The 13,681-nt window shown below is 75.3% G+C and carries 11 protein-coding genes; 2 read left to right on the forward strand and 9 right to left on the reverse strand.

Going from position 1 to position 13,681, the window contains the following annotated elements; genetic code table 11:
* The first annotated feature begins 116 nt into the window (after positions 1-116).
* Entirely contained in the window at positions 117-1,163 is a 1,047-nt protein-coding gene (locus AB9M23_RS20035) for an SDR family NAD(P)-dependent oxidoreductase (RefSeq protein WP_372426377.1), read from the forward strand.
* Positions 1,164-1,196: 33 nt separating this feature from the next.
* Here the strand turns inward: AB9M23_RS20035 and AB9M23_RS20040 are convergent, their stop codons facing one another.
* The 4 genes from AB9M23_RS20040 to AB9M23_RS20055 all read right to left on the reverse strand — a co-directional run bounded on the left by AB9M23_RS20040 (position 1,197) and on the right by AB9M23_RS20055 (position 4,703).
* Entirely contained in the window at positions 1,197-2,312 is a 1,116-nt protein-coding gene (locus AB9M23_RS20040; protein WP_372426379.1) for a polyamine ABC transporter substrate-binding protein, read from the reverse strand.
* Between the two features lie 112 nt (positions 2,313-2,424).
* Positions 2,425-3,063: a type II toxin-antitoxin system VapC family toxin gene (locus AB9M23_RS20045; protein WP_372426380.1), complete on the reverse strand. Its 639-nt coding sequence runs from the start codon at positions 3,061-3,063 to the stop codon at positions 2,425-2,427.
* The gene (locus tag AB9M23_RS20050) at positions 3,053-3,394 is read right to left on the reverse strand and encodes a hypothetical protein (RefSeq protein ID WP_372426381.1); all 342 of its coding nucleotides are present in this window, start codon (positions 3,392-3,394) and stop codon (positions 3,053-3,055) included. The genes AB9M23_RS20045 and AB9M23_RS20050 overlap by 11 nt, the downstream gene beginning before the upstream one ends.
* Positions 3,395-3,557: 163 nt before the next feature.
* Positions 3,558-4,703, reverse strand: coding sequence for an aminotransferase (locus AB9M23_RS20055; protein WP_372426382.1), 1,146 nt, complete (start codon positions 4,701-4,703; stop codon positions 3,558-3,560).
* 261 nt (positions 4,704-4,964) lie between these two features.
* Between AB9M23_RS20055 and AB9M23_RS20060 the strand changes: the two genes are divergently transcribed.
* Positions 4,965-5,126 (forward strand): hypothetical protein, encoded by a 162-nt coding sequence (locus tag AB9M23_RS20060; protein ID WP_372426383.1) that lies wholly within the window; start codon positions 4,965-4,967, stop codon positions 5,124-5,126.
* Between the two features lie 34 nt (positions 5,127-5,160).
* Here AB9M23_RS20060 and AB9M23_RS20065 read toward each other — a convergent pair whose 3' ends face one another.
* The 5 genes from AB9M23_RS20065 to AB9M23_RS20085 all read right to left on the reverse strand — a co-directional run bounded on the left by AB9M23_RS20065 (position 5,161) and on the right by AB9M23_RS20085 (position 13,680).
* Positions 5,161-5,949: a class II glutamine amidotransferase gene (locus AB9M23_RS20065; protein WP_372426384.1), complete on the reverse strand. Its 789-nt coding sequence runs from the start codon at positions 5,947-5,949 to the stop codon at positions 5,161-5,163.
* A 127-nt stretch (positions 5,950-6,076) separates the two neighbouring features.
* Positions 6,077-9,550 (reverse strand): error-prone DNA polymerase, encoded by a 3,474-nt coding sequence (locus AB9M23_RS20070; RefSeq protein WP_372426386.1) that lies wholly within the window; start codon positions 9,548-9,550, stop codon positions 6,077-6,079.
* A gap of 160 nt (positions 9,551-9,710) precedes the next feature.
* Positions 9,711-11,156, reverse strand: coding sequence for a Y-family DNA polymerase (locus tag AB9M23_RS20075; RefSeq protein ID WP_372426387.1), 1,446 nt, complete (start codon positions 11,154-11,156; stop codon positions 9,711-9,713).
* A 25-nt stretch (positions 11,157-11,181) separates the two neighbouring features.
* Positions 11,182-12,474 carry an ImuA family protein gene (locus tag AB9M23_RS20080; RefSeq protein ID WP_372426388.1) on the reverse strand — a complete coding sequence of 431 codons (1,293 nt, stop codon included), beginning with the start codon at positions 12,472-12,474 and terminating at the stop codon, positions 11,182-11,184.
* Positions 12,475-12,621: 147 nt separating this feature from the next.
* A complete protein-coding gene (locus AB9M23_RS20085) occupies positions 12,622-13,680 on the reverse strand; it encodes a LacI family DNA-binding transcriptional regulator (protein ID WP_372426389.1) in 1,059 nt (352 codons plus the stop codon).
* Position 13,681 lies beyond the last annotated feature (1 nt).

The following is a 13,681-nucleotide window of genomic DNA, read 5'->3' on the forward strand; positions in this document are numbered from 1 at the left end:
TGATGCCTGGTCCGTCTCGCGCACCGCCGCGCCGGCGGGGAACCGGCGCTCGCCCGCGCCCGTTCCCCGCGCGTCCGCACGGACCGCCATCCGCTCGCAGATCCGAGGAGCCCCCGATGATCCCACGCCTGAAGCCGCTCGCGCATCAGACCGTCGTCGTCACCGGCGCCGCCGGCGGCGTGGGCCGCGCCGTCGCCCGCGGGGCGGCCGCGCGCGGCGCGCGCCTCGTCCTCGTGGGCCGCGACGGCGGGGCGCTGACGCGGGTCGCGAACGCCCTCGCCGCCGCGGGCGCGCGGGTCGTCACGGTCGAGGCCGACGTCGCCGAGCCGGAGGAGGCGCGCCGGGTCGTCCAGGTCGCGCAGGCCACCTGGGGCGGCTTCGACACCTGGGTCGCGACCGTGCCGACGGCGCTGGCGGGCGCGGCGCTCGCGACCGGCTCGGGGGAGCAGCGTCGCATCTTCGACGGGATCTACTGGAGCGCCGCCACCGGCGCGATCGAGGCGGCGCGCCACCTGCGCCGGCGCGGCGGCGCCATCGTCGTGGTCGGCGGCGGCGTCGCCGAGCGCGCCCTCGCGATGCAGGCGCCCTACGCCGCCGCCCGCGGGGCGATCGCGGCCTTCGTCGTGGGCCTGCGGCGCGAGCTCGCGGCGGAGCGTGCGCCGATCTCGATGACGCTGGTGCGCCCGAGCGCGGTCGACGCGCCGCCGGATGGCGGGCCGGAGGATCTGGTGGAGGACACCCTGCCGGCCTACGACCCCGCGCTCGTCGCCCGCGCGGCGCTGTTCGCGGCCGAGCACCCGCGGCGGATGCTCGTCGTCGGGGCCGGCGGCCATGCCGCGGATGCGCTCGGCGCGGTCGCGCCGGGGCTCGCCCGGCGCATGGCGCGGGCGGCGCCCCGGCGGGCGACGCGCCTCGCGCTCGAGGCGCAGCTGCATCCCGGCGCCGCCGCGGCGATCGCGCTCGGCACCGGGCTGATCGTCGCCGGCCTCGCCTGGGCCCTCGCCCGGGCGACCAGCGCCGACGAGACCGGCGCTCTCGAGGCCGAGGGCGCCTCGCCCGCCGACCGACGCCGGGAGGCTTGGCGGGCCGCCCGCCCGCTGCGCGCGGAACGGGCGGCCACTCGTCCGGCGCGACGGGTCCGCCCGCCGATCACCCGGCACTGACGGCGTTCGGCGGGGCGGCGCTCGCTCGGCGCCTCAGCGCCCCGTCTTCACCCGCGTCCAGGCGCGCGTCACGAAGCGCTGGGAGCGCGGGTCGTAGGCGGTGTTGATGAACAGGTTCTCGATCGTCGAATCGCTCGGGTAGATGCCCGGGTCGCCCAGCACCTCCGGATCGATGAACTCCTTCGCGGCGAGGTTGCCCGACGCGTAGGCGACGTAGTTCACGTTCCGCGCGGCGACCTCGGGGCGCATCATGTAGTCGATGAAGGCGTGCGCCTCCTCGATGTTGGGCGCGTCCGCGGGGATCGAGAAGGAGTCGAACCAGAGCAGCGCGCCCTCCTCCGGCACGACGTAGGCGATCTCGACGCCGTTGCCGGCCTCCTCGGCGCGCGCCTTGGCCTGGAGCACGTCGCCCGAGTAGCCGACCGCCACGCAGATGTCGCCGTTGGCGAGCGCGTTGATGTATTCCGAAGAGTGGAACTTCCGCACGTTCTGCGCCATCGCGGCGAGGAGATCGGCGCCCTGCTGGAGGTCGCCCTCGTCCTTCGAGTCCGGATCGAGGCCGAGATAGTTGAGTGCGGTCGGGAACAGGTCCTCGGGCGCGTCGAGCACGTGGATGCCGCAATCCCTCAGCTTGGAGGCCACCTCGGGATCGAAGACGAGATCCCAGGTCTCGAGGTTCGCGTCCGGCCCGAGCCGCTCGCGCACCGCGTCGACGTCGATGCCGATCCCGGTCGTGCCCCACATGTAGTTCACGGCATGCGCGTTGCCGGGATCGTACACCGCGAGCCGGTCGGCGATCTGCGGCCAGGCGTGCTCGAGGTTGGGGATCGCGCCCTTGTCGAGGGGGGCGAACACGCCGGCCCGGATCAGGCGCTGCGTGAACGGGCCCGACGGCACCACGATGTCGTAGCCCGAGCGGCCGGCGAGCAGCTTGGTCTCGACGATCTCGTTGTTGTCGTAGGTGTCGTAGACGACGCGGATGCCGGTCTCGGCGGTGAAGTCGGCGAGCACCTGCGGGTCGACGTAGTCCGACCAATTGTAGACGTTGACGACGCGCTCCTGCGCATGCGCCACGCTCGCCACGAGCGCCAGCGCGGACACGGACGCGAGCGCGCGAAGCGCCCGGCGGGTGGGGAGGATGCGACCCATCGCGTGCGGTCTCCCGATGTTTGCATGTGCGGTGGAGGGGATGCGCGCGGCGGCGCCGACGCGTGCGAAACGTAGGCGAGAGGGGGGTGGGGTGCAAGGGTCTGTCCAGGGTCTAGCGACCCGGGCTGGTTCGGGGCCGGGCGCCGACGGCGTCGTAGAGCAGCAGGTTCCAGGACGGCTTCAGTTGCTGGAGCAGATCGAGATCCCGCGTGTTTCGGCTCAGGAGCAGCGACTCGCTCTCGATCGCCGACATGTAGATCAAGGCGTCGTTCAGGACTGCGCGTCGCCGCCCTTCCTGGCAGCATCGCTCGGCCGGGCTCAGGCTCTTCTTCGGCCGCGCCAGCCCCTGCGTCCGCGCCAGGATGCCCGCCAGCATGCCGGCCTCGATGAACGCCTCCGCGGACGGTTCCACCGTGCGGCTCATGTCGATGGTGCTCAGGACGTTCGCGATGGCGGAGGCGACCTGCGGCGTTCCGGAATGCGCGGGATCCAGCATGCCGAGCGTGATCGTGAGCTCGGCGCAGGCGACGGAGCTGTGCCGAATGGCACGAAGCGTCAGCAGCGGTGCGAGCTCGGGTGGCAATCGCCCCTGGAGCCGATCGACGTAGACGGTCGTGTCGAGCAGCAGCGGCAGCTGCGGGACGTCGGCCGCGTCGAAGGGTAGGACGCCGCGCTCGCGATAGGCGAGCGACCGTGTGCGGCGAGCGGGGTCGTGACGTTCCGCGATCGACCGCGCCGTATCAGATCGCAAGCTCGAAGTCCTCGGGCAGACGGTCCCCTGTCGTCAGGAGCCAATGCACGAAGGGGTCGGGAGACGCCAGGAGGGCCAGCGCGCTCTCGATGATGTCGGTGGGGTTCTCCGTGCCGATACGCTCGGCAGCCGCGGCGACGAGCCCCGGATCGACCCGCACGCTGAGCCTGCGCCCACGCTCCCCGGCCAGGCGCCCATCGTCTCTCAAGCGCGCCAAGGCCTGCTCCACACGCTCGGCCACCATCGGGTCGAGGGATCGTCGACGGCTCTGGCCGCGCACGGCGCGCGCTCGCTCCACCTCCGTGTGTCGCTTCGGCTCGGGCCTCGCCACGATCCCCTCCTGTCCGACGTTCCGGGCATCATGTCCGACAGTCGCGGGATCCGCAAGCGCGATCGGCGCGGGCGCGCGGACGGCTCTCGTCGGCGCTCGGGCGACGATCGCGACGCCCCGAACGGAGGGGACGGGATCGAAGCCGCTTCGCGGGCTCGATCCCTCAAACCCCCCGCATCCGCGCGAGCGCCGCGTCCAGCGTCGCGTCGCGCTTCGCGAAGCAGAAGCGCACCACGTTGGTCACCTCGCCGCCCGGGTAGAAGGCCGAGACCGGGATGGCGGCGACGCCGTGGTCCGTGACCAGCCGCCGGCAGAAGGCGACATCGTCCTCGTCGCGGCCGGCGAGGTCCACGGTGACGAAGTAGGTGCCCGCGGCGGGGATCACGGCGAAGCCGAGGTCGGCGAGGCCCGCGCAGAAGCGGTCGCGGGAGCGCTGCAGGTCGGCGCGCATGGCCTCGAACCAGGCGTCCTCCTTGGCGAGCCCGTAGGCGACGGCGGACTGGAGGTTGGGCGGGGTGGTGAAGGTGAGGAACTGGTGGGCCTTGGCGAGCGCGCCGAGCAACGCCGGCGCGGCGCAGACGAAGCCGACCTTCCAGCCGGTGAGGTTGAAGATCTTGCCCGCCGAGCCGATCTTCACCGTCCGCTCGCGCATGCCCGGCTCGGCGATCAGCGGCCGATGGCGCGCGCCGTCGAAGACCACGTGCTCCCAGACCTCGTCGCAGATCGCGACGAGGTCGTTCTCGACGCACACGCGCGCGAGGAGCGCGCGGTCCGCGTCGGAGAAGATCGTCGCGGTGGGGTTCAACGGGTTGCAGAACAGCGCGGCCTTGGTGCGCGGCGAGATCGCGTCGCGCAGCGCTCCCTCGTCGAGGCCGAAGCGCGGGGGCGCGAGCGTCACGACGCGCGGCACGCCGCCGGCGCGGCGCACGAGCGGCAGGTAGGCGTCGTACATCGGCGCGAACAGGACGACCTCGTCGCCGGGCTCGACGAGCGCCATCAGCGCGCCGGCGAGCGCCTCGGTGGCGCCGGAGGTCACCATCACCTCTCGCTGGGGATCGAGGTCGAGCCCCTGCCAGCGCGCGTAGTGCGCGGCGATCGCCCCGCGCAGCTCCGGCAGCCCGAGCATCGGCGGATACTGGTTCCAGCCCTCGATCACCGCCTTCGCCGCCGCCTCGCGCACGTCGGCCGGGCCGGGATCGTCCGGGAAGCCCTGGCCGAGGTTCACCGCCCCGGTCTCGCGGGCGCGCCGGGACATCTCCTCGAAGATCGTGGTCGGCAGGCCGGCGTAGACGGCGTTGAGCGGCTTCATGGCGGGGCGGCTCCGGAGGGCGGCGAACGCGGCCCTGTAGCACGGGCGGGCGCGCCGACGAAGCGGGGAGCGGCCCCGGTTCGAGGGGACGTCCCCGACCCGGCGGCCGGGCGGGCGAGCGGCCCGCGCTAACGCCGCGTTCACGATAGGTCGAATGCGACCGATCGGCTTTACCGGCCGTTCAGCGCGCCCGGCGCCTTCTCGTTCCCGTGATCGAGCCCGCCGGCCGAGGTGGCCGCGGGCGCTGGACGGGGACCCATCATGGCACGGGACACGGGCGGGACGGTGGTCGCGGGGGCGCGGCGGGGTGCGGACGCGGCGTTCGGCTACCGCGCGAGCGCGCGGGCCTCGCTCGTCGCCGCCGCGCTCGCCTGCGCCGGGCTCGTGGGCGGCGTGGCGATGCTGGCGCTGTCGATGATCTGAGATCGGTCCGAGAGCGCCCGGGCACGGGGCGGCGTCAGGCGGCCCGGGCCATGGCCGCGTTGAGGCAGGCGATCTCGACGGGGCGGCCGGGCCGCGCGAGCAGCGTGCAGCCCCGCGGCATCTCCCGCCAGCCCTCCCGCTCGGCGTCGATCGGCTCGGAGACGACGAGCAGCCCCGTCGCGCTCTCGCGCCAGTAGAGCGAGGGCGGGCGGTCGTCGCAGGCCCAGCGATAGGCGACGAGGTTCTCCCCGTCGGTGAAGGCCGCCGTGAAGCGCACGGGCTCGTCGATGGAGGCCGCCCGCACCATCGCCCGCACCGTGGCGAGCGTACGCGCCATGGCGCCGATCGGGTCCTCGGCGAGGCCGTCGGCCAGCGCCATCAGGAAGATCGCCTCCGAGTCGGTGTTGCCCTGGCGCGCGTCGTAGAGCCCGTCGGGGATGAGCGCGTCGAGCCTGCGGCGGATGCGCGAATAGCCGCCGATCTGCCCGTTGTGCATGAACAGGTGCCGGCCCTGCTTGAACGGGTGGCAGTTCGCCCGCGTCGTCGCCGTGCCGGTGGAGGCGCGCACGTGGGCGAAGAACAGCCGCGAGCGCACCTGCTCGGAGAGGCTCGCCAGGTTCTCGTCCGACCAGGCCGGGCGGATCTCGCGGTAGAGGCCGGGCTCGGGCCGCTCGCCGTACCAGCCGATGCCGAAGCCGTCCCCGTTCGTCTCGGTCTTCGCCTCCTCGGCGTGCAGGGACTGGTGCACCAGCGAGTGCGCGGGGGCGCAGACGAGATCGGAGACGAAGACCGGTTCGCCCCGGTAGGCGAGGAAGCGGCACATGGCCGGTGGGACTCCCGAGAGGGCGCCGAATCGGGCGGGATCGGCGGCGTGCGGATGATGACGCGCCCCACGTTAGGAGGTCGTGAACGCGGCGTCAGCATGGCGCGACGGGAATCGGTCGCGCCCCTCACCGGAAGTTCCGCCCCTTGGGCATGACCGCGGCGACCGCACCGCGCCCGATGCCGAGCCCGGCACGACGCTCCGCATCGGGCCCTCGGCCGCGCACGGCCCGCTCGGCCTCGTGGCGGGCGACGTCCTGCGCGAGCGCCGGCTCCTCCCGCACCAGCGCCCGGAAGCGCGCCTCGCGCTCGCGCTTCGTCTCCTTCTCCCGCGGATCGGGGGCGGAGCCGCCCTTGACCTCGTCGGCGCGGGCGAGGGCCTCGGGCAGCGCCTGCGCGCCGAGCCGGGCGAGGAGCCCCGACCAGTCCTCCAGCCGGTCGGCGACGACGTGGACGACGCCGTTCGCCCGCTGCAGCCGCCCGCGCACGCCCACCAGCCGCGCCCCGACGACCACCGGACGGAAGGCCTCGAAGGTCCCGGGCCAGACGATCAGGTTGGCGATGCCGGTCTCGTCCTCGAGCGTCATGAAGATGACGCCCTTGGCCGAGCCCGGGCGCTGGCGGATGAGGACGAGGCCCGACACCGCGACCCGCGCCCCGTCGCGGGCGCCGGCGAGGTCGGCGTGGCGCATCGCGCCGCGCCGGGCCAGCTCCGCGCGCAGGAAGGAGACCGGGTGGGCCTTCAGCGATAGTGTGAGGGAGCGGTAGTCGCACACCACCTCCTGCCCCGGAGGCATCGGGGGGAGGGCGGCGTCGGGCTCGCGCTCGGCCATGGTCGCGGCGCGAAACAGCGGCAGGTCGTCCTTGTCGCCGGAGCGCCGCAGCGCCTTGACCGCCCACAGCGCGTCGCGGCGCGACAGCCCCAGCGAGGCGAAGGCGTCCGCCTCGGCGAGGCGCTCCAGCGCCGCCGGCGACAGCTCCGTCCTCAGCCACAGGTCGCGCACGGAATCGTAGCCCGCGCCGCGCCGCGCCGCGAGGCGGCGCATGTCGGCCTCGCTCGCGCCCTTGATCGTGCGCAGGCCGAGCCTGAGCGCGTGCGTCGCGCGGATGTCCCCACGCATCGAGGCGTGGGCGGGGTGCAGTCCCTCGGCGGCGCGGGAGCCGGGCTCGAGCGTACAGTCCCAGTCGGAGGCGTTGACGTCGGGCGGGCGCACCGCGACGCCGTGCTCGCGGGCGTCGCGCACGATCTGCGCCGGCGCGTAGAAGCCCATCGGCTGGGCGTTCAGCAGCGCCGCCGCGAACACGTCCGGATAGCGCGCCTTGACCCAGCAGGAGGCGTAGACGAGGAGCGCGAAGGAGGCCGCGTGGCTCTCCGGGAAGCCGTACTCGCCGAAGCCCTCGATCTGCTTGAAGCAATGCTCGGCGAAGCCGCGCTCGTAGCCGCGCGCCACCATGCCCTCGACCATCTTGGCGGCGAAGGTGCCGATCGTGCCCACCCGCCGGAAGGTCGCCATGGCCCGGCGCAGCCGGTCGGCCTCGGAGGGGGTGAAGCGCGCGGCGACGATGGCGATCCTCATCGCCTGCTCCTGGAAGAGCGGCACGCCCAGCGTCTTGCCGAGGACCCGCTCGAGCTCGTCCTTCGGGCCGTGCTCGGGGGCGGGGGCGGGGTAGGAGACCCGCTCGCGGCCCTCGCGCCGGCGCAGATACGGGTGGACCATGTCCCCCTGGATCGGCCCGGGGCGCACGATCGCCACCTCGATCACGAGGTCGTAGAAGCACGCGGGCTTGAGGCGCGGCAGCATCGACATCTGCGCGCGGCTCTCGATCTGGAAGACGCCGAGCGTGTCCGCGCGCTGGATCATGGCGTAGACCCGCGGGTCCTCGGCGGGGATCGTGGCGAGCGTGAGCCGCTCGCCGTAATGCTCGCCGATGAGGTCGAAGGCGCGGCGCAGGCACGAGAGCATGCCGAGCGCGAGCAGGTCGATCTTGAGCATGCCCAGCGCCTCGAGATCGTCCTTGTCCCACTCGACCGTGGTGCGGTCCTCCATCGCGGCGGGGGCGACGGGGGTGACCTCGTCGAGCCGCGAGCGGGTGATGACGAAGCCGCCGGTATGCTGCGAGAGGTGGCGCGGGAAGCCGGAGAGCTCCTGCGCCAGCGCCAGCACCCGCGCGAGGCGGGTCTCGCGCGGGTCCATGCCCAGCCGCTCGACTTCCTTCTCCTCCACGGCCGCCTTCGACCAGCCCCAGATCGATCCCGAGAGCGCGGCGACGGCGTCCTCCGACAGGCCGAAGACCTTGCCGACCTCGCGCACGGCGGAGCGGGCGCGGTAGGTGATGACGCTCGCCGCGAGCCCGGCCCGCTCGCGGCCGTAGCGCTCGTAGACATACTGCATCACCTCCTCGCGCCGCTCGTGCTCGAAGTCGACGTCGATGTCGGGGGGCTCCTTGCGCTCGTTGGAGACGAAGCGCTCGAACAGGAGATCGTGCTTGGTCGGATCGACCTCGGTGATGCCCAGACAGAAGCAGACCGTGGAATTGGCCGCCGAGCCGCGCCCCTGGGCGAGGATGCCGCGGGAGCGGGCGAAGCGCACGATGTCGTGGACGGTGAGGAAGTAGGGGGCGTAGGCGAGTTCGGCGATGAGCGCGAGCTCGTGGCGGATGGCGGCGGCGACCGTGTCCGGGATCACGTCGCCGTAGCGCCGGCGCGCGCCCTCCCAGGCGTGGTGCGCGAGCGCCGCCTGGGGATCGGGGAAGCCCTCGCGGCCCTCCTCCGGGTATTCGTAGCGCAGGTCGTCCAGCGAGAAGGCGAGGCCGTCGAGGAAGCGGATCGTCTCGGGGATCGCGCCGGGCGCCTCGCGGAACAGCCGCGCCATCTCGTGGGAGGGCTCGAGGTGGCGCTCGGCGTTGGCCGCGAGGCGGCGGCCGGCGGCGTCGAGGGTGGTGCCGTGGCGGATGCAGGTGAGCACGTCCTGGAGCGCGCGTCGCTCGGGCACGTGGTAGAGCACGTCCCCCACCGCGATCGCGGGGACGCCATGGCTCTCGGCGAGGGCGAGGCTGCGCGCCAGCGCGGCACGCGGCGCGCGGCCCCAGCCGGCGCGGGCGGCGAGCCAGGCGCCGGCGGAGGCCTCCGCGAGGCTCGGAAGAAAGCCGAGATCCTCGTCCGCCCGCTCGAGCCGCGGCAGCACGATCAGCTGCAGGCCGCAGGCCCGCTCCAGGAGGTCGTCGCGGTGCAGCACGCACGATCCCTTGGGCGCGCGGCTCTTGCCGAGGGTGAGCAGCCGGCAGAGCCGGCCCCAGGCGGCGCGGTCCCTCGGATAGGCGAGGATGTCGGGCGTGCCGTCGGCGAAGGCGAGGCGCGCGCCGACCGCGAGCCGCAGGTCCCGCGTGCCCGCGGCGTTCTCCGCGCGCCATTCCCGCAGCGCCACGTGCGCGCGCACGACGCCGGCCACCGAGTTGCGGTCGGCGATGCCGATGCCCGACAGCCCGAGGCTCGCCGCCTGGGCGACCATCTCCTCGGGATGCGAGCCCCCCTCCAGGAAGGAGAAGTTCGTCGTCACCGCGAGTTCGGCGTAGGGGATCCGGAGGGGGAGGAGGCCGGTCATGGCGGAAGGTCGCTTCACGGTCTCACGGGTTGGCCGTCTCGGTGGCGGGGCACACGCGACGCGGCCGAGACTCCACGCGTCGCGCGACGCAACCCCGCCCCTGGCTCGCTCCCGCTCGCCGTCCCCGCCCCGATGGGGCGGGAGCTGGTCGGCCGCCCGCTCATCCGAACAGGCCGTGCACGTACCAGCGGGGCGCGGCGGTCTCGCGACCCCAGAGGCCCTCGCGGAAGATCCAGAAGCGGCGGCCCGCGCTGTCCTCGGTGCGGAAGTAGTCGCGGGTGAGGCCCGCCCCGTCCCACCAGGCCGGGGCGATGCGCTCGGGGCCCTCGTAGGCCGCGGTCTCGTGCAGGACGCGCCGCCAGCGGAAGCGCAGGGGCGGGCCGTCGGGCACGGTGGCGACGGCCTCGATCGGCTCGGGTCGGGCGAACAGGCGGATCGGGCGATCCGGCGCGGCGCCGGGGACGGGCGCGAGCCAGTCGGCGGCATGGTCGTCCTCCCGGCGCCTCCCGCCGCGCTCCGAGGGCGGCACGAGGGTCGCGGCGGCCTCCGGCCAATGGCTGTCGCAGGGCGCGATGCGGCGCACGCGCTCGGTCCCGAGCCGGGCGCCGAGCGCGTCGACGAGGCGGGCGAGGTCCTCCCCCGCCACCGAGCCGTCGAGCCGGCGGGCGGCCTCGTCGAGCCGGCGCGCCGAGAGCGCGGCGAGGCGAACGACCTCGAAGCCCCAGCCGATGTCGAGCTCGTCGCGCTCGCCGGCGAGCTTTTCCCGGAACAGCAGCGCCATGCGCGCCGGCTCGCGGGTGGGGCGGCTCGCGCCGACCCGCAGCCGCCGCACCGCCCCGTCGACCCGGAACAGCGACAGCTCGAGGGCGAGCGCCCCCTCGCCCCGGCGCTCGAGCATGCCGGCGAGCTCCTCGGCGAGGCGCGCCAGCGTGCGCGAGACGTCCTCGGGCGTCAGGATCGGCTCGAAGAAGCGCCGCTCGACCACGTAGGGCGGCGCCTCGAGCCGCGCGCCGATGGCGGAGCGGGTGCGGCCGAGAGCGGCGTCGAGCCGGCTCACGAGATCCGTGCCGAAGCGTGCGGCGAAGGGCGCGCGCGGGCGCAGCGCCACGTCCTCGATGCGGGAGAGCCCGAGCCGCGCGAGTCCCTCGACCACCTCGTCGGCGACGCCGAGCGCGCGCACGGGCAGCGGCGCGAGCGCGCGCGCCTCCTCGCCGGAGGGGACGATCGCCCCGTCCGCCGCCCGCGCCAGCGCCGCCGCCGCCTCCGGCGTGCCGGCGATCGCGGCGCGGGCGCGAAAGCCGAGCGCGGCGAGGCGGGCGACGGCGTCCGCCCGCATCGCGGCCTCGCCGCCGAAGAGATGAGCCGAGCCCGTCACGTCGAGCACGAAGCCGTCGGGCGGCATCGGCGCGACGAGGGGCGTGAAGCGCCGGCCCCAGTCGGCGAGTCGCGCCAGCGCCGCGGCGTCCCCCTCGGGATCGGCGTCCACGACCGCGAGTGCGGGATGCAGCGCGCGGGCGTCGGCCAGCGACATGCCGGGACGCAGCCCCAGCGCGGCGGCGCGGGGGTCGCAGGCGGCGAGGCGCAGCGCCCCGCGGACCTTCGCCACCGCGGCGAGTGGGATCTCGCCGGGCTCAGCCCCGCGATCGGCTCGCCCCGGCGAAACGCAGGACGCGCCCACCGCCGGGACGCGCCGGTCCCGCCGGGCGCGGTCCGTCGCGAGCGTCGGCAGGACGAGGGCGAGGTAGCGCTTCGCCGGGCGTGTCTCGAGTGAGGTCCCGCGGGAGGTCCCGGAAGACGCGGTCGTCATGGCTCCACTCCAGATGATAGAGGCCTTCGCGCCCGCCGCGGTGGCGGGCGAGCCGGACGCGCCAGGCCGGCGCGCCGGGGGTGCCGGCGAGCCCGGGGCGGCTCGGCGCGGCGCAGACGACGAAGCGGGTCTCGGCGGCGCTGGCGCGCGGCCCCTCCCCCGCCCCGAAGGCGGCCTGCACGACGAGGCCGGTCGTGCCGCCCTCGCGGGCGGCGAGCACCAGCCGGCGCGAGGCGGTCAGGTCGTAGAGCCCCGGCAGGCGGGCGATCTCGGCCAGCACCGCGCCCAGCGCCCGGCAGCGCAGGGCCTGCTCCGTCGCCCACAGGGCCTCGCGCGCGTCACGGGCGCGCACCAGGACGAGATGCGCGGGATCGAGCCCGGCGAGCGCGAGGCCCGGCCCGTAGGGCGCGCCGTCCTCCCGCGCGGCCTCCTCGTCCTGGACGAGGAGCACGCGGCCGGGCGGGCGCGGGCCGAGCCGGGCGCCGGCGGAGCCGGGGACCGCGGCGGGAGCCGACGCCCCGAGCCGGGCGGCGCAGGCCAGGGCGAAGCCGTGCGCCGCGCCGAGATCGCCGGCCTCACCGGCGAGGATCTCGTGGATCGTGCCCCGCGCGAGCCCGCCGCCCAGCGCGACGTCGAGCGCGGTCGCGCCCGCGCCCGCGCCCTCGCCCTCGCCCGCGCCCTCGCCCGCGCCGAGCGGTGCCGGGGGGCGTCGCCGCCGGCGGAGGGGGGAGGGCTCCGTCGCCGCGGGCTCCGCAGCCTCGGATGCCGTTCGGAAGAGCCGATTCGGCGACGCCCGCGTCCGCAGCGGCCGGGCGGCGCGGCCCGCCGAGCCTTCCCCCGCGTATCCCGCTTGCGCGGCCTCGCCGAACCCGCCCGGCGCCCCCTCTCCCGGCGCCCCCTCTCCCGCCGAACGCTCGCCCGCCTGGGCGGCGGCGAGCGCGGCGCGCGCGCGGGCGAGCCGCTCGGCCGGGGTCTCCCCCGCGCCGAACGCCTCTCCCGGCGTCTCTCCCGGCGTCTCTCCCGGCTTCCCGCCGGGCATTCCGCCGGGCATTCCGCCGGGCACGGCGGTACCGTCCGCCGGCGTCGGAGCGCCGTCGCGAGGCTCGTGACGAGCCATGGTTCGATCCCTGTCTGTTCTCAATCCGTTCGCTCATGGATTCCATCGCGACGGGTGGGAGTCAAGCGGGGAATCGGACGGATCGGGACCGGCGCCGGAATCGGACGTTGCGCGCGGCGGAGGCGCAGGGAGATCCGGGCGCCGCCCTCAGGCGGCCGCCCGCTCGAGCCGCGCGCAACTGTCGCGCACCACGAGCTCGGGCGGGATCAGGTGGCGCTGGCGGGGGGCGTCGGGGTCGGCGATGCGGCTCAGCAACACCTCCGCCGCGCGCCGCCCGATCGCCCCGTGATGGGCGCGCACGGTGGACAGCCGTGGCTCGGAGACGGCGGCCTCCGGCGCGTCTCCGCAACCCAAGATAGATAAATCGCGGCCGGGGCGCCGATCGGCGCGGGCGAGCCCGGTCATGGCGCCGAGCGCGGTGAGATCGTCGACGCACACCACCGCCGTCGGCGCGTTCGGCAGCGCCAGGAAGCGCCCGACGCCGTCGATCCCGGTCTCGCGGCTGCCGTAGCCGTCGATCAGCCAGCCGCAGTCGATCGGAACGCCGGCGCGCTGGAGCGCCTCGCAGAAGGCGCGCCGGCGCGCGCGGTGGCTGGAGAGCCCGTCCGCCCCGCCGATCATGCCGATGCGCCGGTGGCCGAGCGCGAGCAGGTGCTCCACGGCGAGGCAGGCGGCCATCGTGTCGTCGCTGCCCACGTAGTCGAAGGCGAGCCCCTCGACCTCCCGCGAGACCTGCACGACGGGGATGCCCGCCGCCAGGAGCTGGTAGAGCGCCGACGCCGTGGTGCCGCCGGCGGGGACGATCAGCAGGCCGTCGGGGCGGAACTCGCCGAGCATGGCGAGCACCCGCTCCTGGCGGTCGAGGTCCTCCGCCGTGGTGCCGAGCAGGATCGTGCGCCCGGCCTCGCGCGCGGCGTCCTCCACCGCGCCGAGGATCGCGGCGTGGTCGGGCAGGGCCACGTCGGAGAGCGCGACGGCGAGCATGTCCGAGCGTGCCGTGCGCAGCGCCGCGGCGCCGCGATTGTAGGTGTAGCCGAGCTCGCGCGCCGCCTGCTGCACGCGCAGCCGCGTCGCCTCCGCGACCACGGGGGCATTGCGCAGGGCGAGCGACACCGTCGCGGTCGAGACGTCGAGCACGTCCGCGATGATCTGCAGCGTGACGCGGCCGCGCGCTCCGCGGGCCGGCCCCGACGATGATGAGTCCATG

Source organism: Salinarimonas chemoclinalis, from assembly GCF_041514305.1.
GTDB classification, from domain to species: domain Bacteria; phylum Pseudomonadota; class Alphaproteobacteria; order Rhizobiales; family Beijerinckiaceae; genus Salinarimonas; species Salinarimonas chemoclinalis.

Coding starts and splice junctions, on each gene's coding strand:
- AB9M23_RS20035 (WP_372426377.1), top strand. CDS start 117: ATGATCCCACGCCTGAAGCCGCTCGCGCATCAGACCGTCGTCGTCACC.
- AB9M23_RS20040 (WP_372426379.1), bottom strand. CDS start 2,312: ATGGGTCGCATCCTCCCCACCCGCCGGGCGCTTCGCGCGCTCGCGTCC.
- AB9M23_RS20055 (WP_372426382.1), bottom strand. CDS start 4,703: ATGAAGCCGCTCAACGCCGTCTACGCCGGCCTGCCGACCACGATCTTC.
- AB9M23_RS20060 (WP_372426383.1), top strand. CDS start 4,965: ATGGCACGGGACACGGGCGGGACGGTGGTCGCGGGGGCGCGGCGGGGT.
- AB9M23_RS20065 (WP_372426384.1), bottom strand. CDS start 5,949: ATGTGCCGCTTCCTCGCCTACCGGGGCGAACCGGTCTTCGTCTCCGAT.
- AB9M23_RS20070 (WP_372426386.1), bottom strand. CDS start 9,550: ATGACCGGCCTCCTCCCCCTCCGGATCCCCTACGCCGAACTCGCGGTG.
- AB9M23_RS20080 (WP_372426388.1), bottom strand. CDS start 12,474: ATGGCTCGTCACGAGCCTCGCGACGGCGCTCCGACGCCGGCGGACGGT.
- AB9M23_RS20085 (WP_372426389.1), bottom strand. CDS start 13,680: ATGGACTCATCATCGTCGGGGCCGGCCCGCGGAGCGCGCGGCCGCGTC.